Below are 23117 nucleotides of genomic sequence, written 5' to 3' on the forward strand. Positions count from 1 at the left end.
GGGGGGCTGGGAGATGTTTAAAAGAGACAGAACAAATCCCCGCCAATAACGAGTCGAGTGTCGCCTTGCCCTTGTTCAGTGGAGTCTGCCGGGCCGGCAGGTTGAGCATCAGGGCGCAGGCAATGATGTACAGGATGACTGTTGGGCCATAGACCCAGACGCTGCCGAACGCATACAGCAAGCCGCCCAGCGCGGGAGCGACGATGGTTGCCGATTGCTGCGCCGACTGGGCTGCGGCCACCGCGCGGGGAAACAGCGCGCTGGGCACGATGCTTGGCAGCAGCGCCTGGGTCGTGGGCATCTCGAAGGAGCGGGCGGCGCCCAGCAGGAACGCCAGGATGAAGATCATTTCCCGGGTGACATGCCCGGTCGCACTGCTGATCGCCAGCGCCAGGGCGATCAATGCCTGCAACGACTGACAGAGTGCGGCCACCTTGCGCCGGTCGTAGCGATCGGCGACGTGCCCGGTGTGCAACATGAACAGCACCCGCGGGGCAAACTCCACCAGGCCCACGAGGCCGAGGTCAAGTACGTTGCCGGTGAGCTGGTAAAGATTCCAGCCGATGGCCACGGTCAGCATCTGGAAGCCGCTGGCGGTAAAGATCCGGGCCAGCCAGAACGCGATGAACGGGCGATGGTGACGTAACAGCAAGGGCGGTTGGCTGGGCATCTGGCGGCGGATCTTGAACGGGGATAACGTCGAGACTATCACCAACCTGTAACCAGAAGTTGCAGGTCCGGAAAAATTAGTTAGCTAGACACCGATCGCTCAGGCGGTCAAATTCATGTGGGAGCGAGCCTGCTCGCGATGACTGTGTGTCAGTAGAAGACAAAGTGAAGGGGCTAACCGCTATCGCGAGCAGGCTCACTCCCGCCACGAATGTGTTACGGCTGATTGCCATGCCTGTGAGGCAACCTGTCACGCGGCAAAAGACCACACCGGTTACCTGCAAAAATGGGACTACTCTTTCAATCATGCTTGATCCAGATCAAAACCTTTCGTGGAGATGATCCGGCGGCCAATTGGCCAGACTCCCTACGTGTGATGCAGGTAAAAAAAGAACGAATTTGAATTCGCCACACTCCATATCCGTGGGGGCAGTGGGTGCAGGCCGCAGGCCTTCAGCCGGAATTACCTGACAGAGGAAGACTTATGTTCGGTTTGGAGGCGCTTGATCTCGCCCGAATTCAGTTCGCGTTCACCATTTCATTCCACATTCTGTTCCCGGCCATCACCATCGGCCTGGCGAGTTACCTGGCGGTGCTTGAAGGCTTGTGGCTGAAAACCAAAAACGACACTTACCGCGATCTGTACCACTTCTGGTCGAAGATCTTTGCCGTCAACTTCGGTATGGGCGTGGTCTCCGGGCTGGTCATGGCTTATCAGTTCGGCACCAACTGGAGTCGTTTCTCGGACTTCGCCGGTGCCGTGACGGGCCCGTTGCTGACGTACGAAGTGCTCACCGCCTTCTTTCTGGAAGCCGGCTTCCTCGGGGTCATGCTGTTCGGCTGGAACAAGGTCGGACGCAACCTGCACTTCTTTTCAACGGTGATGGTGGCCATTGGCACGCTGATCTCAACGTTCTGGATCCTTGCATCCAACAGCTGGATGCAGACTCCCCAGGGCTTTGAAATCATCAACGGCCAGGTGATTCCCACTGACTGGTTTGCGGTCATCTTCAACCCGTCATTCCCGTACCGCCTGGCGCACATGGCAACGGCAGCGTTCGTCGCGACGGCGTTTTTCGTCGGTTCCTCGGCTGCCTGGCACTTGCTGCGGGGCAAGGACAACCCGGCCATTCGCACCATGCTGTCGATGGCCATGTGGATGGCGTTGATCGTTGCGCCCATCCAGGCCGTGATCGGCGATTTCCATGGCCTGAATACGCTCAAGCACCAGCCGGCGAAAATTGCGGCAATTGAAGGTCACTGGGAAAACCATGGCGATGAACCGACCCCGCTGATCCTGTTCGGCTGGCCGGACATGAAAGCTGAAAAAACCAAATATGCGGTCGAAATTCCCTATCTGGGCAGCCTGATTCTCACCCATTCGCTGGACAAACAGGTCCCGGCGCTCAAGGATTTTCCGCCTGAAGATCGGCCCAATTCAACCATCGTGTTCTGGTCGTTCCGGATCATGGTCGGCCTGGGTTTCCTGATGATCTTCACCGGCTTGTGGAGCCTGTGGCTGCGCAAGCGCGACAGGCTGTACACCTCGCGTCCGTTCCTCTATCTGGCACTGTGGATGGGGCCTTCGGGTCTGGTCGCGATCCTTGCGGGTTGGTTTACCACGGAAATCGGCCGCCAGCCTTGGGTGGTCTACGGATTGATGCGCACGGCGGATGCTTCCTCAAACCACAGCTTCATGCAGATGAGCATTACCCTGATCATGTTCGTCGTGGTGTATTTCGCCCTGTTCGGTGCCGGCCTTGGCTACATGATGCGCCTGGTGCGCAAAGGGCCGAAGATCGACGAAGGCAAGGAAACCAACGACGGTGGTCCTGGCAAGCAGCGCACCCCGGCGCGTCCGCTGTCGGCAGCTGACGACAGTGCCGACAACGACCACAGCCTGACCAAGGAGATTTGAGTCATGGGTATTGATCTTCCGCTGATCTGGGCCGTGATCATCATCTTCGGCATCATGATGTATGTGGTCATGGACGGGTTCGACCTGGGAATCGGCATTCTCTTCCCCTTTATCCCGGGCAAGACCGACCGCGATGTCATGATGAACACCGTTGCACCGGTCTGGGACGGCAACGAAACATGGCTGGTCCTGGGCGGGGCCGCCTTGTTCGGCGCCTTTCCCCTGGCGTACTCAGTGGTGTTGTCGGCGCTGTACCTGCCGCTGATATTCATGTTGATCGGCCTGATCTTCCGCGGCGTGGCGTTCGAGTTTCGCTTCAAGGCCAAGGATGACAAGCGCCACCTCTGGGACAAGGCGTTCATCGGCGGTTCGGGGGCGGCCACCTTCTTCCCGGGGGGGGCACTCGGCGCGTTCATCGATGGGTTACCGGTGGTTAACCGGCAATTCGCCGGTGGCTCGCTGGACTGGCTGACTCCGTTCACCCTGTTCTGTGGCGCCGCACTGGTCGTGGCCTATGCGTTGCTCGGTTGCACCTGGCTGATCATGAAGACCGAGGGCAAGTTGCAGGAGCAGATGCATAACCTCGCGCGTCCCTTGGCTTTCGTGCTGCTGGCGGTGATCGGTATCGTCAGTATCTGGACGCCGCTGGCGCATCCGGAAATTGCCTCGCGCTGGTTCACGTTGCCAAACCTGTTCTGGTTCCTGCCGGTGCCGATCCTGGTGCTGGTAACGATGTACGGACTGATTCGTGCCGTGGCGCGCAATGCCAACTACATGCCCTTCCTGCTGACGCTGGTCCTGATTTTCCTGGGCTACAGCGGTCTTGGAATCAGCCTGTGGCCGAACATCGTGCCACCGTCGATCTCGATCTGGGACGCTGCCGCACCGCCGCAGAGCCAGGGCTTCATGCTGGTGGGTACGCTGTTCATTATTCCTTTCATCCTGGGGTACACGTTCTGGAGCTATTACGTGTTCCGCGGCAAGGTCACCCACGAAGATGGCTATCACTAGGGCTGCGCGCGTGTGAAAAGCCTGTGGGAGCAAAGCTTGCTCGCGATGGCGTCGATACAGGCGCCATCAACCTTAATAGGAGGGTAGAAAGTCATGGCCGGTAAACATTCGCTACATGAAATCGAAGCCGCAGAGAAGAAGCCGCTATGGCAACGCCTTGGCTGGCTGGCAATGATCTGGGTCGGCAGCGTCGGCGCATTGTTCATCGTCGCCAGCCTGATGCGCATGTTCATGAACGCAGCAGGCCTGAGCACGCATTGAGATGGGCGCATAAAAAAACCTCCTGAAAGGGAGGTTTTTTTCGTCTGGATTATTTTCGAGCTTTGAGAATCACGAACTTCGGCGTCGCCGCCACCTGTTCGACGCCGCGAAACAGCCGCGCGAGTTTGCTGTGATAGCCCAGGTGACGGTTGCCCACGATGTACAGCGCACCACCGACCACCAGCGCTTCACGGGCCTGTTGGAACATGCGCCAGGCGAGGAAGTCGCCGACGACTTGCTGCTGGTGGAACGGTGGGTTGCACAGCACTACATCCAGCGACTGCGCGACCTGTTCGGCCAGGCCATCACCGGCGCGCACCAGGACTTCCCGGTCACCTAGCGCTGCGCGCCAGTTTTCGCTCGCCGATTGCACCGCCATGAACGACTCGTCGACCAGCGTGTAGTGCGCCTCAGGGTTCTGCAGCGCGCTGGCGATCGCCAGCACGCCATTGCCACAGCCCAGGTCTGCGACCCGCGCTGTGCCGAGATTGTTCGGCAAGTGCGCAAGAAAAGCCCGGGTGCCGATGTCGAGGCCTTCGCGGCAGAACACGTTGGCGTGATTGAGCAACTCGATGGCCGGTGCATCCAGCTGATAACGGGTCGGGTAGGGCGACACCGCCGCAGGCTTGGGTTCGGCAGTGGCGATCAACAACCGGGCCTTCTTGACCGCCAGCGAGGCCTGTACCGGGCCAATGTAACGTTCGAGCAGATCACCCGCAGCGCGGGGCAGATGCTTGATCATGGCGGCGGCCACCACCTGGGCGCCGGGCGCCAGTTGCCCTTGCAGGCGGATCAGTTGCTCTTCCAGCAGGGCCAGGGTTTTCGGGACCCGGATCAACACCTGATCGAACGGGCCGGCAAAAGACTGATGAGCGGGTACTGTCGGCACTGCATCGAAGGCATGGCCATTGCGGACCAGATTTTTTTCCAAGCCCTGGAATGCCAGGAACGAGTCGCCACTGCTGGTGACCTGAACTTTACCGGCCAGGCTCGCAGCCAGTGCCCCAAAGCTGTCATTAAGCACCAGAACCCGCGTCTGAGCGGCCGGTTGCAGCTGCGCCAGGTGATTGAGCAAGTACTCGTCGGCGGCATCAAATGCCTGCAGCGGTTCATTCGACTGTTCGGGTTGGCGGATCAGGTCGAGGCGGGCGAAGGGTGTTTCGAGCAAAGGCATGGAGTGTGGCTCTTGGTAATCAACGGGGTTCCCGCCGCCAAGGGCCTGTTGCGGGCTGATCCGGCCGAGTGCACTGCGTCATGCGGGAGGGCATGTCATCACTCAGGAAGGACCGCAAATGGTACTTTTTTTTCTTAAGGATTACTCGCGGCATTTTTCAACGAACAGCGGAAGGCGCGAGAAACCCCGCAGTACTCCCTGCAATCAGTGTCCCATGACCATGGACTGCGGGAAAAAAGCTCCACGGTTCTTGCCATGGGTAACATTGCGCAATTTCAATATGCCACTATTGGGTCACGGTCTTCTGCTCTTTCCTTATCGCATCTAGTCCCAGCTTGTGGGGTAGCCGAGGTCCAGCACGTTGCAGGGTGTAGGGTGTAGGATTATTACCTCAGAAGTTTCACTATTATGTCGGCGCAATTACACATATTTCAAACGGTTGGTTCTAAGACAATTTGGATTGTGCAAAGGAGGTTTAGATGCTGCGTTTAATACGAGGCGTGACTAACGAACCGGTTAAACATTCTGTTGGTGCTCCGTTTAAAGCCATTACCCATCGTCGGTGTTTAATTTTGCGTTTTTGCGGGAAACTGCAAGCCTCTGTTTAATGGAGCGACCCATGACTGCCAGTGCAGAAAAATTTACCCGCCAGACCTTGCTCGACGTTCAGCCCCTGACGCCGAACCTGTTCACCTTGCGCACTACAAGGGATCCCGGGTTCCGCTTTCGCGCGGGCCAGTTTGCGCGCCTGGGCGTTACCAAAGCCGACGGCAGCACGGTGTGGCGTGCGTATTCGATGGTCTCCTCGCCCCATGACGAGTTTCTCGAATTCTTTTCCATCGTGGTGCCCAATGGCGAATTCACCAGCGAGCTGAGCCGGCTGGTCAAAGGAGACTCGCTGCTGATAGATCGCCAGGCATTCGGTTACCTCACACTCGATCGTTTTGTGGACGGCCGTGACCTTTGGTTACTGGCCACCGGTACCGGCGTCGCGCCGTTCCTGTCGATCCTGCAGGACTTTGAGGTGTGGGAGCGGTTCGAACGCATCATCCTGGTCTACAGCGTGCGAGAAGCTGCAGAGTTGGCGTATCAGGAGCTGATCGCCGGGCTGGCGCAGCGCGACTACCTGGCCGAGCATGCGCACAAGCTGCAGTTCATCCCCATTGTCACGCGCGAGTCTCACGCGGGTGCCATGAATGGACGAATCACCACACTGATAGAAAACGGCGACCTGGAGGGCGCGGCGGGGCTGACTCTCACGCCGGAACATTCGAGGGTGATGCTGTGCGGCAACCCGCAAATGATCGATGACACGCGTCAACTGCTGAAGCGCAGGGGCATGCACCTGAGTCTCAGCCGCCGCCCCGGGCAAGTGGCGGTGGAAACCTACTGGTGAGAAAACGGCGCCGAAAAGGCGCCGTTTTTCTGGTTATTCCAGGTTCCGCGGCCGCTCGTTCTGCACCTTCAGGAGGTCGCGAATTTCCCCCAGCAACACTTCTTCCTTGGTCGGAACAGGCGGCACGGTCGGGGCAACGGCTTCTTCGCGCTTGAGGCGGTTGATGGCTTTCACACCCATGAAGATCGCGAAGGCGACGATGATGAAGTCGATCACGCTCTGAATGAACTTGCCGTAGGCCAGCATCACGGCCGGGGTGGTTCCCTCTCCAGCCTTCAGGGTGACGGCCAGGTCACTGAAATCAACACCCCCGATCAACAGGCCGAGCGGCGGCATGATCACGTCGCCGACGAACGACGAAACGATCTTGCCAAAGGCCGCACCGATGATGATGCCGACCGCCATGTCGACCACATTTCCCTTGACCGCGAAGGCCTTGAACTCACTGATCACGCCCATTGGTTGATTCCTTGTACGGATTGGTTGGTAGCCGCAGTGTAATTCAGCAATTCGGTTTTTGCTCGAAACGGCTGCTTTAGAGCTTGCCAGCAGTCGACCCGGCTGCCGGCGAAAAGTTTACAAAAACCTCATGATTGTTGGGCGCTCGGCGTGTTTTAGCGAACTACTGTTTCAGTGAGTTACTTCTGAAAGTGCATGTTGGGTTAGTAGATGGTGATTTTCCTTGTTGGCGATGGTGCTGATGTTTCGAGTATTAATTAGGACGCGGCGGATACTGATCAGGAGGTCTGGTACAAGTTAATAGATCGCAGTTGGATGGCAGTCGGGTAACTTGTCCAAAGGCAACTAAGGCTCTCGACTGTTCCGTATTGCTGCGCGCGTATCCGTTCCAGCTGCGCTATCATCCCGGTTTTTGCCGGGAGTCAAGATGGCCAAGGCCAAACGCATGTACGGCTGCACCGAGTGCGGCTCAACTTTCCCCAAGTGGGCCGGACAGTGCGGCGAGTGCGGCGCTTGGAACACCTTGACTGAAACCATGGTCGAGAGCGGTGGGGCGGCACCTCCCAGCGGTCGCACCGGCTGGACTGGCCAGCAAGCGCAAATCAAGACGCTGGCCGAAGTCAGCGTTGAAGAAATCCCGCGGTTCTCCACTGCCTCCAGTGAACTCGATCGAGTCCTGGGCGGTGGTCTGGTCGACGGTTCGGTGGTGCTGATCGGCGGTGACCCGGGGATCGGCAAGTCGACCATCCTCCTGCAGACCCTGTGCAATCTGGCCAAGAGCATGCCGGCGCTGTATGTCACCGGTGAGGAATCGCAGCAGCAAGTGGCCATGCGTGCCCGGCGCCTGGGATTACCCCAGGACCAGCTACGCGTGATGACCGAGACCTGCATCGAAACCATCATCGCCACGGCGCGGGTGGAAAAGCCCAAGGTCATGGTAATCGACTCGATCCAGACGATTTTCACCGAGCAGCTGCAGTCGGCCCCGGGTGGTGTGTCCCAGGTCCGGGAGAGCGCGGCGTTGCTGGTGCGTTATGCCAAGCAGAGCGGCACGGCGATCTTCCTGGTCGGCCACGTCACCAAGGAAGGCGCGCTGGCGGGGCCGCGGGTGCTCGAGCACATGGTCGACACCGTGCTGTATTTCGAGGGCGAATCCGATGGCCGCCTGCGGCTGTTGCGTGCAGTGAAGAACCGCTTTGGCGCGGTCAATGAACTGGGCGTGTTCGGTATGACGGACAAAGGGCTCAAGGAAGTCTCCAACCCTTCGGCGATTTTTCTCACGCGTGCCCAGGAAGAAGTACCGGGCAGCGTGGTCATGGCGACGTGGGAAGGCACCCGGCCGATGCTGGTGGAAGTCCAGGCGCTGGTAGACGACAGCCATCTGGCTAACCCGCGCCGGGTAACCCTGGGCCTGGATCAGAATAGGCTCGCAATGTTGCTCGCCGTGCTGCACCGCCATGGTGGTATTCCAACCCACGACCAGGATGTGTTCCTCAACGTGGTAGGCGGCGTGAAAGTGCTGGAAACCGCGTCGGACCTGGCGCTGATGGCGGCGGTGATGTCCAGCTTGCGCAATCGTCCCTTGCCCCATGACCTGCTGGTGTTCGGTGAAGTTGGGTTGTCCGGTGAAGTACGTCCGGTGCCCAGCGGTCAGGAACGCTTGAAGGAAGCGGCCAAGCATGGCTTCAAACGCGCCATCGTGCCCAAGGGGAATGCGCCCAAGGAAGCACCGGCAGGGTTGCAGATTATTGCAGTGACGCGGCTGGAGCAGGCGTTGGATGCGTTGTTCGAGTGATTTTTGGCAGTTGGGTCTTCCCTGTGGGAGCGTCAGACTTCGATCAGTGCGCCCAGCTCCCGCTCCAGCTCCTGCGGGTCTCCCAGGTTGAACTCGATCAACCGCCGCAGGCGCTCGATGGATTCCAGGCTGATGTGGCGGCAGACAAACCCCAGTTGGCCGCGCTCCTGATGGGTGAGCTGCACATCCATCTTGATCTCGACCTCATCGGTCAGGTGAATTTCGACGGAAAAATCCTGCTGCGCATCACCCAGCCATGGCTCCGGACGCTCGATCAGCAGCCCCTTGAGTGAAAGATCGATCAGCTTTACTGGCCATATGGACTGCCCTTGGCCCAGCTCGGTTCTGGCATCGAACGCAATACGTGTGAAGCGGCGGCGTTCGGCGGGTTGCTGGCTCATGGCGCGTTCCTCGAAATGTTTGCTGACTATAGACCCGCAGGGTGCGCGGCCGCCAGCAGGGACATGGCTCTAGACCAATGTCGGGGTATGGCCTTTGCCGTCAGGCCAGCTAAACTCGGGGTGGCTGTCTTTCTTGTCCACCCTGGCTGGAATCATAAAATGAAAAATAATAATAGCCTGCTACGCCACATACCCTGGCTGCTGCTGGCGATCGTAGGAGCGTGCGCCCTGGGCGTAGTGGCATTGCGTCGAGGTGAGGCGATCAACGCCTTGTGGATTGTGGTCGCGGCAGTGGCCATCTATCTGGTCGCGTACCGTTACTACAGCCTGTTCATCGCTAACAATGTGATGCAGCTTGACCCGCGACGGGCCACCCCCGCCGTACTCAACAATGACGGTCTGGACTACGTCCCTACCAACAAACACATCCTGTTTGGTCACCACTTCGCGGCCATCGCCGGCGCGGGGCCTTTGGTCGGTCCAGTCCTGGCGGCGCAGATGGGCTATTTGCCCGGTACCCTGTGGCTGATCGCCGGGGTGGTGCTGGCCGGTGCGGTGCAGGACTTCATGATCCTGTTCCTGTCCACCCGTCGTAACGGCCGCTCCCTGGGGGATATGGTCCGTGAAGAGATGGGCCGCATACCGGGAACCATCGCACTGTTCGGCTGCTTCCTGATCATGATCATCATCCTCGCGGTGCTGGCGCTGATCGTGGTCAAGGCCCTGGCCGAGAGCCCTTGGGGCATCTTCACGGTGATGGCGACCATCCCGATTGCGATGTTCATGGGCATCTACATGCGCTACATCCGCCCCGGTCGCATCGGTGAAATTTCCATCATCGGCGTGCTGTTGCTGCTGGGGTCGATCTGGCTCGGCGGGCAGATTGCTGCCGATCCGTTCTGGGCCAAGGCGTTTACCTTCACCGGGATCCAGATTACCTGGATGCTGATTGGTTACGGTTTTGTCGCTGCGGTGCTGCCGGTGTGGCTGATCCTGGCACCCCGTGACTACCTGTCGACCTTCCTGAAGATCGGCACCATCATTGCCTTGGCAATCGGCATCCTGGTCACCATGCCGGATCTGAAAATGCCGGCATTGACCCAGTTCATCGATGGCACCGGCCCGGTGTGGAAGGGCGGTCTGTTCCCGTTCCTGTTCATCACCATTGCCTGTGGCGCGGTCTCGGGTTTCCACGCGCTGATCTCTTCCGGCACCACGCCGAAGCTGTTGGCGAATGAAAGCCATGCCCGCTACATCGGTTACGGCGGCATGCTGATGGAATCCTTCGTGGCAATCATGGCGATGGTTGCCGCGTCGGTGATCGAACCGGGTGTGTACTTCGCCATGAACAGCCCGGCGGCCATCGTCGGTTCGGATGTGGTCACCGTCGCGCAAACCGTCAGCAGCTGGGGTTTTGCGATCACGCCGGAAGCCTTGCAGGCGGTAGCCAAGGACATTGGTGAAACCACCATCCTGGCACGTGCCGGTGGTGCGCCGACCCTCGCGGTGGGTATCGCGCAAATCCTGCACAGTGTGCTGCCAGGTGAAAACACCATGGCGTTCTGGTACCACTTCGCGATCCTCTTCGAGGCGCTGTTCATCCTGACGGCCGTGGATGCCGGTACCCGTGCCGGACGCTTCATGCTGCAGGATCTGCTCGGCTCATTCGTGCCGGCACTGAAGCGCACCGAGTCCTGGACCGCCAATCTGATTGCCACCGCCGGCTGTGTGGCGATGTGGGGGTATCTGCTGTACCAGGGCGTGATCGATCCACTGGGCGGCATCAACACCCTGTGGCCGCTGTTCGGTATCTCCAACCAGATGCTGGCGGGTATCGCGCTGATGCTGGCGACGGTCGTGTTGATTAAAATGAAACGTCAACGCTACATCTGGGTGACCATGCTGCCAGCGGTCTGGCTGCTGATCTGCACCGTGACCGCAGGTTTCATCAAGCTGTTCGATGCCAACCCGGCGATCGGTTTCCTGTCCCTGGCGAAAAAATACAGCGATGCGTTGGCCAACGGCCAGATCCTCGCACCAGCCAAGGACATCAACCAGATGCAGCACGTGATCTACAACGCATACACCAACGCAACGCTGACGGCATTGTTCCTGTTCGTGGTATTCAGCATCCTGTTCTATGCCATCAAGGTCGGTATTGCCGCCTGGGGTAAAAAGGAACGTACGGATAAAGAAGCGCCATTCCAGGCCCTGCCGGATGCGTAATCGAGGATTGCAAACATGTTCAATGACCTGAGTCGCCTCGGTAAATACCTCGGTCAGGCCGCGCGCCTGATGGTCGGCATGCCCGACTACGACAACTACGTCGAGCATATGCAAACCAATCACCCGGACAAGCCGGTGATGAGCTACGAGATGTTCTTCAGGGAACGTCAGGAAGCGCGTTACGGCGGCAAGGGTGGGCCGAAGTGCTGTTGATGCACAGGGTCTAGGCAACACACACACACACACACACACTGTGGGAGCAAGGCCTGCCCGCGATGGCGATCTTTCGGACGCCATCGCGGGCAGGCCTTGCTCCTACAGTTTTTTTCGAGTCCGGGAGACCTTATTTTGTCAGCCCCTATCCCAGTCACCATCCTCAGCGGCTTCCTCGGCGCCGGGAAGACCACACTTTTGCGCCACCTGCTCAAAACCGAGCACGGTCTGAAAATCGCCGTGATCGAGAACGAATTCAGCGATGCCGGCATCGACACCCAGCTGCTGGGCGAGGAGCCGGTGCAAGTGATGACGCTGTCCAACGGCTGCGTCTGCTGCACTATCCACACCGATCTGACCAAAGCCCTGTTCCTGCTGCTTGAACGCCTGGACAGTGGCGAGATCGCCTTCGACCGCCTGGTGATCGAATGCACCGGGCTCGCCGACCCGGCACCTGTGGCGCAAACTTTCTTCATCGATGAAGAGCTGCGCGAGCGCTACATTCTCGACGGCATTATCACCCTGGTGGATGCAGCCCACGCCGATACGCACCTGGCCCAGACTATCGCCCAGGCGCAAATCGGGTTTGCCGACCGTCTGCTGGTGAGCAAGCGAGACCTCGTGGACGAGGCAACTTTCACCGCGTTGAGCGAGCGCCTGACCCGCATCAATCGTCGTGCACCCATTCGCCTGGTCGACCACGGCAAGATCGACCTGGCTGAACTGCTCGACGTCCGGGGCTTCAATCTCAATGCCGACCTCGGCAGTGGCTTGAGCCTGCGCCCGGTGAGCAAGGCCCCCTCCATCGACCGCATTTCCAGCCTGGTCCTGCGGACCGACAAGCCGCTGGATATCGACAAGCTCAGCGAGTTCATGAATGAACTGCTGGAAGCGCATGGCAAGCAATTGCTGCGTTACAAAGGCGTTTTGAGCATCGCCGGCGAACCGCGGCGGATGGTGTTTCAAGGGGTGCTGAAGTTGTATGGCTTCGACTGGGACACCGAGTGGGCGCCTGGTGAGCCGCGCGAAAGCGTGATCGTCTTTATTGCGGATGATCTGCCGGAAGAGAAGATTCGGGAAGGATTTGCGCGGGTGGCGGCGGAGTAAACACAGTGATCTTCAGCGTGTTTGCGGGCCTGTTCGCGAGCAAGCCCGCTCCCACGTTCTGACCTGTGTCTGCCACAAGCTTTGGGTCATGCACGCATCCCCTGCAGGAGCGGGCTCGCTCGCGAAGGCGGCCTAACCGGCAGCGCGATTGCGGCCGGTCATGGAGGGCATGTTCATCAAAAGCTCCTCCAGTTGATCCAGGTGTCGGTTCAGCAGTGTCGTCGCCATCGTTTCATTCCCGCACTCCACCGCGTCCAGGATTCCCTGATGTGCCTGCCAATCGCAACAATTCGCTGGGTGTGCATCAGCCTGTGCAATCGCCAGCGAGGTCAAGGGCACCAGACTGCCCAGGAAATGCGCCAAAGGTGCATTCCCCGCCATCTCTGCCAACAGCAAATGAAACTCTCCTGACAGCCGAATAGCTGGAGCCTGTTCGGTACAGCTGTGCTCCTGTTCGAGCAGCGCGTGCAACCGTTTGAAATCCTGGAGGCCACTGTTCCGACAGGCGAGTTGCACCAGCGTGGTTTCCGTCAACCGCCGTGCATGCAAAGTCTGGCGGATCTGTTCGCGATCGAGCAAAGCGACCCGAGGCCGATGATTGGGCCGCAGAATAATGATCTGCTGATGCGAAAGGCCGCTCAGCACACCACGAATGTCGCTGCGACGGGCGCTGAACATTTGCGCCAGGCTGTCTTCAGTAAACCGACTGCCCGCATTGATGCGCTGGTCGAGAATGGCATCGAACACCCGCGCATAAAGATCATTGAGCGGCAGGGCGCAGGGCAGGGCGCCGAGATTCTGAGGTGAAGCGAAGCTGTTCATGGCCGGTCTCCAGTTCCAGGCGTGTTCAACTGCGAAGGTTGTCGTCTGGAATATTCAATTCGATGCCCATGCGCTGACCTTCCCGAAGAATGTGACGACGCATCTCGGCACTGGCCTGGGCGCTGTTCTTGCTGCGGATCGCCCGCACCACGGCTTCGTTCTCTTCGAGACGTTCGGCCAGGTGTTCCGGGGAATTGCGCAGCACCTCGGCGCTTTGCTTGAGGGCGTTGCTGGTTTGCTGCACCACACTCTGGAAAATCGGATTCGACGTCAGGGTGAACAGCTCTTCATGGAACGCGATGTAGGCATTCACCCCGGCTTCGCTGTCGTTGGCTTCCAGGGCTTCGCGCATGTCCATCAGCGTGAGACGCAACTGCCCGACTTCCTTGCTGCTGATGGACTGCGCGACCAGCCCGACAATGAACGGCTCAAGGGTGTAGCGCAGTTGCAGCACGTCTTCCAGGCTCGCCCCCGCCACCGCACTGTCATGGGACTGGCTGTCGCTGAGATTAGCCTCCAGGACCACAACACCCTTGCCCGGCATGGACCGCACCAGACCTAGCGTTTCCAGGACGATGACGGCCTCACGCAAACTCGGGCGGCTGATGCCCAATTGTTCTGCCAGTTCCCGTTGCCCCGGGAGCATTTCGCCGGAGCGCCACTGGCCGCGGGCCAGAGCGGCCCGAAGTTTTTCCACGACTGAGTTCACAACGGTCGACGAGGTAATCACTGTTCGCTCCATGAGCATTCAAAACGTTTGATGACCGTGCCCGCCCCTGGGCGGGCACGGCAGTGATTCAAAATTCCTGCTGGTGCGCGGGACCGACTGGTTTTCTCGGCTGGAAGGTATAACCCACCTGGCCGGAAAGCACCTTGTTTGCGCGCTGGATATCGATGTCTTTTTCCCAGCGGGCAATGGCCACTGTTGCCACACAATTGCCGATCAGGTTGGTCAGCGCTCGGCCGATCCCCATGAACCAGTCGACCGCGAGGACGAGCACCAGACCCACCACCGGAATCGCCGGGATCGCCGTGAGTGTCGCCGCCAGGATCACCAGCGCCGAGCCGGGTATCCCGTGGGCACCTTTGGAGGTGATCAGCGAGACCAGCAGAATCGTCAGCAGATCGGTCATTGCCAGTGGCGTGCCGGTCGCGTTGGCAATAAAGACGATGGCGAGGGTCAGGTAGATCGAGAAACCGTCGAGGTTGAACGAGTAACCCGTAGGGATCACCAGCCCTACCGTCGAGCTGCCGATGCCCAGGTGCTCGAGCTTGCGCATGATCTGCGGCAGTACGGCGTCGGAGGATGCGGTGCCCATGACGATCAGCAGTTCTTCACGCAGGTACTTGAGCAGAGGCCACATCCGCAGGCCGGACACGCGCATCACCAGGCCGAGGATCAGCGAGACGAAGGCCACGCAGGTCAGGTAGAACAAACCCACCAGGCTGCCCAGATGCTGCAGGGAGTCCAGGCCGTATTTGCTGGTGGTGAACGCGATGGCGCCGAACACGCCGATCGGCGCCAGGCGCACGATCATGCCCATGATGCGAAAGATCACATGGCTCAGCTCGTTGATCAGCCGGGAGATGCCCGACGCCGCTTCACCCACCAGGTTGAGTGCGCTGCCAAACAGAACCGAGAACAGCAGCACTTGCAGGATGTTGTTGTCGGCAAAGGCACCTACCACCGACGTGGGAATCAGGTCCATCAGGAACTGCGTGGTGGTGTGCATATGCTCGCCGCGCTGGGCGATGTCACCCATGTCGGCGGCGGAAAGCTGATCCAGGTGAATGTTGGCGCCGCTGCCAATGCCGGTGCTGAAGGCGAATACCAGGCCGATGACCAAGGCGATGGTGGTCAGGATTTCGAAGTAGATCACCGATTTGAGGCCAATGCGCCCGACCTTCTTCAGGTCGCCGGCACCGCTGATGCCACTGACCACCACGCAGAACACGATCAGGCCGATGAGCATCTTGATCAGTTTGATGAAACCATCGCCCAGCGGTTTGAGCTGTGCAGAGTATTCAGGGAGGGTCAGCCCGCAGACGATGCCGAGCACCAGTCCGAGAACCACTTGGAGGAAGATTGAACGCGAGCACCATCTGAGCATGGGAGGAATCCTGGTCGGTGTCCTGGCTGCCGGCGCTTGGGCGCTCAGATTCAGGACTTAATTATTGTGGTCTTACCGGTATGTCCAGTGCAGGCGCAGTCTACGCTGGGTTTTTCCTGAATTTCAAGTGTGCTGACTAGAATTGGCATGACCGGTCTGACCAGCGGCGTAAGCCGCGCTACGGTGGCATATCGGGGGCGAAAAAAAACCGGCCAATCACTTGGCCGGTTTTTCATCCTGCGGGTTTAACGTCGCAATTAAGCGCCGTACACCGGCAGCTTCTTGCAGATGGCCTTGACCTTCTCACGAACGGAGTCGATCACCGCTTCGTTGTTCAGGTCTGCCAGGATGTCGCAGATCCAGCCGGCCAGTTCCTTGCACTCAGCTTCCTTGAAGCCGCGAGTGGTCACGGCCGGAGTGCCGAAGCGCAGGCCGGAAGTGACGAACGGGGAGCGTGGATCGTTAGGCACGGAGTTCTTGTTCACGGTGATGAAAGCCTTGCCCAAAGCGGCGTCGGCATCTTTACCGGAGATTTCCTGCTTGATCAGCGACAGCAGGAACAGGTGGTTTTCAGTACCGCCCGATACCACGTCAAAACCGCGCTCGATGAAAACGCCGGCCATGGCCTTGGCGTTCTTCACCACTTGTTGCTGGTAGGTCTTGAACTCAGGCTGCAACGCTTCCTTGAAGCAAATCGCCTTAGCGGCGATCACGTGCTCCAGCGGGCCACCCTGGGCGCCCGGGAACACCGCGGAGTTGAGCTTCTTCTCGATGTCGGCGTTGGCGCGAGCCAGGATCAGGCCGCCACGTGGACCACGCAGGGTCTTGTGCGTGGTGGTGGTCACCACGTCGGCGAATGGCACCGGGTTCGGGTAGACGCCAGCGGCGACCAGACCGGCCACGTGAGCCATGTCAACGAACAGGTAGGCGCCAACCTTGTCGGCGATCTCGCGGAAACGCGGGAAGTCGAGGATCTGCGAGTAGGCGGAGAAACCGGCCACGATCATTTTCGGCTTGTGTTCAACGGCCAGGCGCTCGACTTCGTCGTAGTCGATCAGGCCATTGGCGTCGATGCCGTACTGAACGGCGTTGTACAGCTTGCCGGAGGAAGAAACGCTGGCGCCGTGGGTCAGGTGACCACCGTGTGCCAGGCTCATGCCCAGGATGGTATCGCCCGCTTGCAGCAGAGCCAGGTAAACGGCGCTGTTGGCTTGCGAACCGGCGTGTGGCTGAACGTTGGCGTAATCAGCGCCGAACAGTTCCTTGGCGCGATCGATAGCAAGCTGCTCGACCACGTCGACGAACTCGCAGCCACCGTAGTAGCGCTTGCCCGGGTAGCCTTCGGCGTACTTGTTGGTCAGTACCGAGCCTTGAGCTTCCATCACCGCAGGGCTGGTGTAGTTTTCCGAAGCGATCAGCTCAATGTGCTCTTCCTGGCGCTGAGCTTCTTGCTCCATGGCGGCAAAGAGATCGGCGTCGTACTTGGCAATAGTCAAATCACGGCTGAACATGGCGGTCCTCAAGGATCGGGGCAGAAAAGGGGGGCATTCTAACCTAACGAGTTTTAGATGGCATATGAAAGGACATCATGTCGCAGACAAGTGGGCTTCATGACGGGATCAGCGGTGATCGTGCGGCCCCCATCGCCAGCAGGCTGGCTCCCACAGTAATTGCGATAGCCTGCAAACTTCCTGACCGACCACAAATTCTTGTGGGAGCCAGCCTGCTGGCGATGGCCTCCCTGCAAAAATCTCAGTCGAACTCGAACAACGCCTCGCGCCCGAACTGCGCCTCAAACCCGCTGGCCGGCATCGGCCTCCCGAACAAATACCCTTGAACTTCATCGCACCCATGCTCACGCAGGAAATCCAGCTGCTCCTGGGTTTCCACGCCTTCGGCGATCACCGCCAGGTTGAGGCTGTGGGCCATGGCGATGATTGCCCGGGCAATCTGGGCGTCCTGTTCGCCGGAGGGCAGGCCATCGACAAACGTGCGGTCAATTTTCAGCACGTCGATCGGGAATTGCTTGAGGTAGTTAAGCGATGAATAGCCAGTGCCGAAGTCGTCGACCGCAATGCTCAGGCCGAGATTTTTCAAGCCGTCGAGGATCTGCATCGCCTCGCTGACTTCGCGCATCAGAATACTCTCGGTCAGTTCCAGCTCCAGGCACGCCGGGGGCAGGCCGGTTTCCTTGAGGATGTTGGCGATGCGCGTGCCCAGTTGGCCGTCGGAGAACTGCCGCGCCGAGATATTCACCGACACTTTTGGCACGCGAACCTTGGCCAGGTGCCAGGACTTGAGCTGGCGGCAGGCTTCGCTGATGACCCAGTCGCCGACATCAACCACCAGGCCAAGCTCCTCGAGCACCGGAATGAAATCTCCCGGCGGTACCAGCCCGCGTCGAGGGTGGCGCCAGCGCAGCAAGGCTTCGGCGCCCGTCAGGCGCTTGCCGTCGCCGCTGAACTGCGGCTGGTAATACAACACGAATTCGTCTTGCTCCAGGGCATGGCGCAAATCGCTCTCGAGCTCCAGGCGCTCCAGGGCACTGGCGTTCATGTCGGCCTGATAGAACTGGAAGTTGTTCTTGCCGCGCTCCTTGGCGTGGTACATCGCGGTGTCGGCGTTTTTCATCAGCTGACTGAGCTCGTTGCCGTCTTGCGGGCTCAGGGCGATGCCGATACTGGCGGTGACGAAAAACTCCCGGCCTTCAAGCACGAAGGGTTTCACCAGGCTGCCAAGAATCTGTTCGGCCACATGAATCGCCCGGTTCAACGCCATCTCGCGGTTGGCCCGCGGTTGCAGGAGCAAGGTGAACTCGTCGCCGCCCATGCGGGCCACAGTGTCATCATCGTCGACGCAGCCGAGCAGGCGCGTGGCCATTTCCTTGAGCATGCGATCGCCGGCCGCATGGCCCAGGGAGTCGTTGATCGGCTTGAACCGGTCGAGGTCGAGGAACATCAGCACCACCCAGCCTTTCTGCCGTTCCGCCGATTGCAGAGCGGTGTGCAGGCGATCCTGGAACAGCGTGCGGTTGGGCAGGTGAGTCAGGGCGTCGTAGTAGGCGAGGCGATGGATTCGCTGTTCGCTGGCCTTGCGCTCGCTGATGTCGCTGAAGAAGCACACATAGCTGGCCAGGTCGCCTTCGTCATCCAGCACGGCGGTGATGCCGACCCAGGCCGGGTAATGCTCGCCGTTACGCCGCTTGAGCCACACTTCGCCTTCCCAGGTGCTGTGCTCGTTAAGCTGTTTGAGCACGTAGCGCAGGTGCGCGTCCTGTTGCTCGTCCACGGTCAGCATGTTCGGCAACTGGTCGAGCACTTGTTCGACCGCGTAACCGCTGACGCGGCTGAAGGCTTCGTTGGCCTGCACGATGTAACCGGCTGGGTCGGTGATCAGTATTGCCGAGGTCGAGTGCTCGAACACCGTCGCCGCCATGCGCAGATCTTTCTCGGCGCGGCGTTGCTGACTGATGTCGCGACCGACCCCCAGCACGCCTTCGAAGGCTCCCTGGTCGTCCCAGACCAGCACCAGGCGCAGCTCGATGGGGACCTTGCGACCGTCGGCGCGCAGGCAGTCGAACAGGAACAGTTGGGTTTGCACCTGGTCGCGCAACAGCGCCAGTCTGTCAGGTTTGTTCAGCGCCTTGCTGATCCGGTCCATCAGGCTGTAGATACCGGTCAGTTGCTGCGGGTTGGCAATGGTCGATTGCCAGCCGTTCTGGAAGATCCATTCGACGTCATAGCCCAGCACGGCATGCACCGAGGGGCTGACGTAATTGAGTGCCATTGCGCTGTCGGTGGAAAAAATCACGTCGCTGATGCTTTCGGCGAGCATGCGATAACGCTGCTCGCTGTCGCGCAGGGATTCGCTGGCTTCGATCTGCTCGGTGATGTCCTTGGCCACGCCGATGATGCGCGTGACCTGGTCATGTTTGTCCCGCGCCAGGGCTTGTTCGCGCACTTCGAACCGGCGCCATTTGCCGTCCCGGTGGCGAAAGCGCAACTGGCATTGCATCAGCTGGCTGTAACCGCCGTGGCGCTGGGTCTGGCGCGATCGATGATACAAGTCGGCATCATCGGCGTGCAGCAGGACTTCCCAGAAGTAATCGCCCATCTGGTGCAGCTCGGTACGGTTGTAGCCGAGGGTCTGGCCCAGATGGTGGTTGCTGAAGATCATTCGCTGGCTGATGACGTCTTGCACATACAGGTGATCCGGAACCGTGCGTACCACATCGGACCAGAATCCTTCACGTTCCAGCAGTGACAGCTCGATAAGCTTGCGGCTGGTAACGTCGGTGATGCTCAGGATCACTGCCTTATAGTCGCTCTGGTCCTCGGGCAGGCGCAGCACCAGCCACAAGTGCTGATCACGGCCGCTGGCGTCCTGCAGGCGGATCTCCAGTTCGAGCTGTTTGTGCCGCTGCAACACGGCTTCGAGTATCGGCAGGCCGATGGCCGAGCTGGTCAGTGGATTACCGTCGATCAGGCGTTTCCAGGCCTCCTCCGGGGCATTGACGTCCAGTAGCAGCAGGGCTACCTCGTTGACTTCGGTGATGCGCATTTCGCGCAGCAGCTGTTCACATTGCGTTGGCACTGCCAGCCAGCTTTGCAACTGTTCGGTGTCAAGGATGCGGGCCTTGTCGAATGCACTCTTGAGCCCGGACAGATCCAGTACGCACAGGGCGACCCCGGTGCCTTCGAAGATGTCCTGATAGCGTCGACGACCCTCATGCAACTGGCGCTGGCGGCGGCGCATGTTCAGCAGCGCGATGAAGGGCAGCAGGGAAAAGGCCAGCCCGAGCAGGCATTTGCCGATGAATGCGGGCAACAGATGCTCGATCACGCGCTGACGGTCGAACAGCCCGCGCAGTTGCCAGTCGCTGCTGCTCAGAGGCACCGTCAATACGCTGTTGGCCAGGTCTTCTGCCGTCAGTTCACTTGGCTCCGACACCGGCACGGCGTTATCGCGGCTGACAATTTGCCGATTGATGCGGTTTTCCACCAGCCACAGTGGGCGGATGCCGGCCTCATTCTGCTTGGCCAGCGATGCGAAGAAGGCCGGAGACAGGCGCAGCGCCCAGTAACCGCGAGTGCTGCCGCTGGGCTGGTGCAGCAGCAAATGGACCACCGAGCCGTCGTCGGCATTGCTGAAATAATGCGCCTGGGCGCGGCTGCGCTGAACCAGCTGGCTCAGGTAGTCGGCATCGTTACTGTCCACGGCGCTGTCGCTGAGCACTTTTCCAGACGGACTGAGCAGTGCCAGGCTGCGTACATCGGGCAGTGATTGCTGGATTTTGCGCAGCAGCGCCTGCTGTTCTTCGTGAGTCTGTGGCTGCTCGACGATCGGCAGCAGGTTCAGGGCGATCTGCGCGTTCAGCGCCATATTCAGGCTGATTTGAGAAGCCAGGTCGGCGGTGAAGTCGATGGTGTACTGGCGCTGGTTCTTCTGGGTTTCGCGCAGTTGGTCGAGCAGTTGCCAGAAGAGAAGGGCCAGCAGCAGTAGTACGAGTGTGGCCAGCCCACCTTTTAACGTCCCGCGCAGGGGAGAGCCGGCCGCAGAACGGGCATCGTTCACAGAAGACGGTGGAGGCACGTTAGTCAAGCTGTGTAATCCTGCGCAAGGGCTGGGCTGGCGCGACGCGCACTATAAGCCGGACGCCCGAAGGGCGGCTAGCATGCCTTGAGTTGTGGCAAAGTGCCAGTCCCGCTCGGCTGGACTGCCATCCATCATTAAGGTAGCTTTGCCGGTTACGTGGGAGCGTTCCAGCTCCTAGAATCAGACTTTCTTCAGCGCGCACGCATTGGTCCCTATCAAGCGGTCAGCGCGCACGGTCTGGCCGGGCCTCGCCCGCGCTCCAATCATTCATCTGTCACTGACCCAAGGTTCTCCATGGCTCAATACGTCTTCACCATGCATCGGCTGGGAAAAGTTGTTCCGCCGAAGCGGGAAATCCTGAAAAACATTTCGCTGTCTTTCTTCCCTGGCGCCAAGATCGGCGTGCTCGGCCTCAACGGTTCGGGTAAGTCCACGCTGCTGAAAATCATGGCGGGCGTCGACACCGAATTCGAGGGCGAAGCCCGACCGATGCCGGAACTGAACATCGGCTACCTGCCGCAGGAACCGATCCTGGATCCGACCAAGACTGTGCGCGAAGTGGTCGAGGAAGCGGTCAGCGTGATCAAGAACGCCCAGGCTCGCCTGGACGAGGTCTACGCCGCTTACGCCGAGGAAGATGCCGACTTTGACAAGCTGGCTGCTGAACAGGCCAAGCTCGAGGCGATTCTGCAGGCCAGCGATGGTCACAACCTGGATCGTCAGCTGGAAGTGGCGGCCGATGCACTGCGTTTGCCCGCCTGGGACGCCAAGGTCGAATTCCTCTCCGGTGGTGAAAAACGTCGTGTGGCGCTGTGCCGTCTGCTGTTGTCGGCTCCGGACATGTTGCTGCTGGACGAACCGACCAACCACCTGGACGCCGATTCCGTCGCCTGGCTGGAGCACTTCCTCCATGACTTCCCGGGCACCGTGGTAGCGATCACGCACGACCGGTACTTCCTGGACAACGTTGCCGGCTGGATTCTCGAACTCGACCGCGGCGCCGGTATCCCGTACGAGGGCAACTATTCGGGCTGGCTTGAAGCCAAGTCCAATCGTCTGGCTGCAGAATCCAAGCAGCAGTCGGCCCATGAAAAAGCCATGAAGGAAGAACTGGAGTGGGTGCGCAAAGGCGCCAAGGCCCGCCAGTCCAAGTCCAAGGCTCGTCTGCAACGCTTCGAAGAAATGCAGTCGCAGGAATTCCAGAAGCGTAGCGAAACCAACGAGATCTACATCCCGGCCGGTCCGCGCCTGGGTGACAAGGTCATCGAGTTCAAGAACGTCTCCAAGGGTTACGGCGATCGCGTGCTGATCGACAACCTGTCGTTCTCCATGCCCAAAGGCGCCATCGTGGGTGTGATCGGCGGTAACGGCGCGGGTAAATCCACGCTGTTCCGCATGTTGATGGGCAAGGAGACTCCGGATTCGGGCACCATCGAAGTCGGCGAAACCGTGCAACTGGCTTGCGTTGACCAGAGCCGTGAGGACCTGGATGGCAGCAAGACGGTATTCCAGCAAATCTCCGACGGTTCCGACCAGATCCGCATCGGCAACTACGAGATCCCGTCGCGTACCTACGTGGGTCGCTTCAACTTCAAGGGTGGCGATCAGCAGAAGTTCGTCAAGGACCTGTCCGGTGGTGAGCGCGGTCGCCTGCACCTGGCCCTGACCCTGAAGGAGGGCGGCAACGTCCTGCTGCTCGACGAACCGTCCAACGACCTCGACGTTGAAACCCTGCGCTCCCTGGAAGAGGCCCTGCTGGACTTCCCGGGCGCCGCCATTGTGATCTCTCACGATCGGTGGTTCCTGGACCGCGTGGCGACGCACATCCTGGCGTACGAAGATGACTCGCAAGCAGTGTTCTTCGAAGGTAACTACACCGAGTACGAAGCCGATCGTAAAAAGCGTCTCGGCGAAGCAGCTGCCCAGCCGCATCGTGTACGGCACAAGAAACTGGCCTGA

At 59.7% G+C, this 23117-nt stretch carries 18 protein-coding genes; 9 read left to right on the forward strand and 9 right to left on the reverse strand.

Annotation, left to right across the window (positions count from 1 at the left end; all coding sequences use genetic code 11):
• On the reverse strand, nucleotides 1-670 hold a 670-nt coding region (locus UB23_RS10860), incomplete at its 3' end, for an MFS transporter (RefSeq protein ID WP_045059321.1).
• Between the two features lie 483 nt (nucleotides 671-1153).
• Between UB23_RS10860 and UB23_RS10865 the strand changes: the two genes are divergently transcribed.
• The 3 genes from UB23_RS10865 (at nucleotide 1154) to UB23_RS28445 (ending at nucleotide 3859) form a co-directional block, all read left to right on the forward strand.
• Entirely contained in the window at nucleotides 1154-2587 is a 1434-nt protein-coding gene (locus UB23_RS10865) for a cytochrome ubiquinol oxidase subunit I (protein ID WP_045059322.1), read from the forward strand.
• 3 nt (nucleotides 2588-2590) lie between these two features.
• The gene (cydB, locus tag UB23_RS10870; protein ID WP_045059323.1) at nucleotides 2591-3598 is read left to right on the forward strand and encodes a cytochrome d ubiquinol oxidase subunit II; all 1008 of its coding nucleotides are present in this window, start codon (nucleotides 2591-2593) and stop codon (nucleotides 3596-3598) included.
• 93 nt (nucleotides 3599-3691) lie between these two features.
• A complete protein-coding gene (locus tag UB23_RS28445) occupies nucleotides 3692-3859 on the forward strand; it encodes a DUF2474 domain-containing protein (protein ID WP_082069162.1) in 168 nt (55 codons plus the stop codon).
• Nucleotides 3860-3908: 49 nt separating this feature from the next.
• Here the strand turns inward: UB23_RS28445 and UB23_RS10875 are convergent, their stop codons facing one another.
• Nucleotides 3909-5033 (reverse strand): methyltransferase, encoded by a 1125-nt coding sequence (locus tag UB23_RS10875; RefSeq protein ID WP_045059324.1) that lies wholly within the window; start codon nucleotides 5031-5033, stop codon nucleotides 3909-3911.
• Between the two features lie 619 nt (nucleotides 5034-5652).
• Between UB23_RS10875 and UB23_RS10880 the strand changes: the two genes are divergently transcribed.
• Nucleotides 5653-6429, forward strand: a complete 777-nt coding sequence (locus UB23_RS10880; RefSeq protein WP_045059325.1) for a ferredoxin--NADP reductase — start codon at nucleotides 5653-5655, stop codon at nucleotides 6427-6429.
• A gap of 33 nt (nucleotides 6430-6462) precedes the next feature.
• On the opposite strand, the gene mscL is transcribed toward UB23_RS10880, so the two are convergent.
• The gene (mscL, locus tag UB23_RS10885; protein WP_045059326.1) at nucleotides 6463-6888 is read right to left on the reverse strand and encodes a large-conductance mechanosensitive channel protein MscL; all 426 of its coding nucleotides are present in this window, start codon (nucleotides 6886-6888) and stop codon (nucleotides 6463-6465) included.
• Between the two features lie 427 nt (nucleotides 6889-7315).
• On the opposite strand from mscL, the gene radA reads away from it, so the two are divergent.
• Nucleotides 7316-8683, forward strand: a complete 1368-nt coding sequence (radA, locus tag UB23_RS10890) for a DNA repair protein RadA (RefSeq protein ID WP_045059327.1) — start codon at nucleotides 7316-7318, stop codon at nucleotides 8681-8683.
• A 32-nt stretch (nucleotides 8684-8715) separates the two neighbouring features.
• Here the strand turns inward: radA and UB23_RS10895 are convergent, their stop codons facing one another.
• Entirely contained in the window at nucleotides 8716-9084 is a 369-nt protein-coding gene (locus UB23_RS10895; RefSeq protein ID WP_045059328.1) for a PilZ domain-containing protein, read from the reverse strand.
• A 159-nt stretch (nucleotides 9085-9243) separates the two neighbouring features.
• Here UB23_RS10895 and UB23_RS10900 point away from each other — a divergent pair, with 159 nt between their 5' ends.
• The 3 genes from UB23_RS10900 (at nucleotide 9244) to yjiA (ending at nucleotide 12630) form a co-directional block, all read left to right on the forward strand.
• The gene (locus UB23_RS10900; protein ID WP_045059329.1) at nucleotides 9244-11310 is read left to right on the forward strand and encodes a carbon starvation CstA family protein; all 2067 of its coding nucleotides are present in this window, start codon (nucleotides 9244-9246) and stop codon (nucleotides 11308-11310) included.
• A gap of 15 nt (nucleotides 11311-11325) precedes the next feature.
• Nucleotides 11326-11523, forward strand: coding sequence for a YbdD/YjiX family protein (locus UB23_RS10905; RefSeq protein WP_028620750.1), 198 nt, complete (start codon nucleotides 11326-11328; stop codon nucleotides 11521-11523).
• Nucleotides 11524-11658: 135 nt separating this feature from the next.
• Entirely contained in the window at nucleotides 11659-12630 is a 972-nt protein-coding gene (gene yjiA / locus UB23_RS10910; protein ID WP_045059330.1) for a GTPase, read from the forward strand.
• 132 nt (nucleotides 12631-12762) lie between these two features.
• Here the strand turns inward: yjiA and UB23_RS10915 are convergent, their stop codons facing one another.
• The 5 genes from UB23_RS10915 to UB23_RS10935 all read right to left on the reverse strand — a co-directional run bounded on the left by UB23_RS10915 (nucleotide 12763) and on the right by UB23_RS10935 (nucleotide 21164).
• Complete coding sequence (locus UB23_RS10915; RefSeq protein WP_045059331.1) at nucleotides 12763-13452, reverse strand: GntR family transcriptional regulator; 690 nt, start codon at nucleotides 13450-13452, stop codon at nucleotides 12763-12765.
• A gap of 25 nt (nucleotides 13453-13477) precedes the next feature.
• Nucleotides 13478-14182: a FadR/GntR family transcriptional regulator gene (locus tag UB23_RS10920; protein ID WP_045059332.1), complete on the reverse strand. Its 705-nt coding sequence runs from the start codon at nucleotides 14180-14182 to the stop codon at nucleotides 13478-13480.
• Nucleotides 14183-14249: 67 nt separating this feature from the next.
• Nucleotides 14250-15563: a C4-dicarboxylate transporter DctA gene (locus UB23_RS10925; RefSeq protein ID WP_045059333.1), complete on the reverse strand. Its 1314-nt coding sequence runs from the start codon at nucleotides 15561-15563 to the stop codon at nucleotides 14250-14252.
• A gap of 257 nt (nucleotides 15564-15820) precedes the next feature.
• On the reverse strand, nucleotides 15821-17074 hold the full coding sequence (glyA, locus tag UB23_RS10930; RefSeq protein ID WP_045059334.1) for a serine hydroxymethyltransferase: 1254 nt from the start codon (nucleotides 17072-17074) through the stop codon (nucleotides 15821-15823).
• Between the two features lie 241 nt (nucleotides 17075-17315).
• Nucleotides 17316-21164, reverse strand: coding sequence for a sensor domain-containing protein (locus UB23_RS10935; protein ID WP_045059335.1), 3849 nt, complete (start codon nucleotides 21162-21164; stop codon nucleotides 17316-17318).
• A gap of 288 nt (nucleotides 21165-21452) precedes the next feature.
• On the opposite strand from UB23_RS10935, the gene ettA reads away from it, so the two are divergent.
• Nucleotides 21453-23117, forward strand: coding sequence for an energy-dependent translational throttle protein EttA (ettA, locus tag UB23_RS10940; RefSeq protein ID WP_045059336.1), 1665 nt, complete (start codon nucleotides 21453-21455; stop codon nucleotides 23115-23117).

It is taken from the genome of Pseudomonas sp. ES3-33 (genome assembly GCF_000952175.1).
Classification (GTDB): domain Bacteria; phylum Pseudomonadota; class Gammaproteobacteria; order Pseudomonadales; family Pseudomonadaceae; genus Aquipseudomonas; species Aquipseudomonas gregormendelii.

Bases quoted from the DNA above. Each gene is read 5' to 3' on its own strand.
- UB23_RS10900 (WP_045059329.1), top strand. From the start codon at position 9,244: ATGAAAAATAATAATAGCCTGCTACGCCACATACCCTGGCTGCTGCTG.
- radA (WP_045059327.1), top strand. From the start codon at position 7,316: ATGGCCAAGGCCAAACGCATGTACGGCTGCACCGAGTGCGGCTCAACT.
- UB23_RS10915 (WP_045059331.1), bottom strand. From the start codon at position 13,452: ATGAACAGCTTCGCTTCACCTCAGAATCTCGGCGCCCTGCCCTGCGCC.
- UB23_RS28445 (WP_082069162.1), top strand. From the start codon at position 3,692: ATGGCCGGTAAACATTCGCTACATGAAATCGAAGCCGCAGAGAAGAAG.
- UB23_RS10895 (WP_045059328.1), bottom strand. From the start codon at position 9,084: ATGAGCCAGCAACCCGCCGAACGCCGCCGCTTCACACGTATTGCGTTC.
- UB23_RS10925 (WP_045059333.1), bottom strand. From the start codon at position 15,563: ATGCTCAGATGGTGCTCGCGTTCAATCTTCCTCCAAGTGGTTCTCGGA.
- UB23_RS10880 (WP_045059325.1), top strand. From the start codon at position 5,653: ATGACTGCCAGTGCAGAAAAATTTACCCGCCAGACCTTGCTCGACGTT.
- UB23_RS10875 (WP_045059324.1), bottom strand. From the start codon at position 5,033: ATGCCTTTGCTCGAAACACCCTTCGCCCGCCTCGACCTGATCCGCCAA.
- mscL (WP_045059326.1), bottom strand. From the start codon at position 6,888: ATGGGCGTGATCAGTGAGTTCAAGGCCTTCGCGGTCAAGGGAAATGTG.
- ettA (WP_045059336.1), top strand. From the start codon at position 21,453: ATGGCTCAATACGTCTTCACCATGCATCGGCTGGGAAAAGTTGTTCCG.
- glyA (WP_045059334.1), bottom strand. From the start codon at position 17,074: ATGTTCAGCCGTGATTTGACTATTGCCAAGTACGACGCCGATCTCTTT.
- cydB (WP_045059323.1), top strand. From the start codon at position 2,591: ATGGGTATTGATCTTCCGCTGATCTGGGCCGTGATCATCATCTTCGGC.
- UB23_RS10905 (WP_028620750.1), top strand. From the start codon at position 11,326: ATGTTCAATGACCTGAGTCGCCTCGGTAAATACCTCGGTCAGGCCGCG.
- UB23_RS10865 (WP_045059322.1), top strand. From the start codon at position 1,154: ATGTTCGGTTTGGAGGCGCTTGATCTCGCCCGAATTCAGTTCGCGTTC.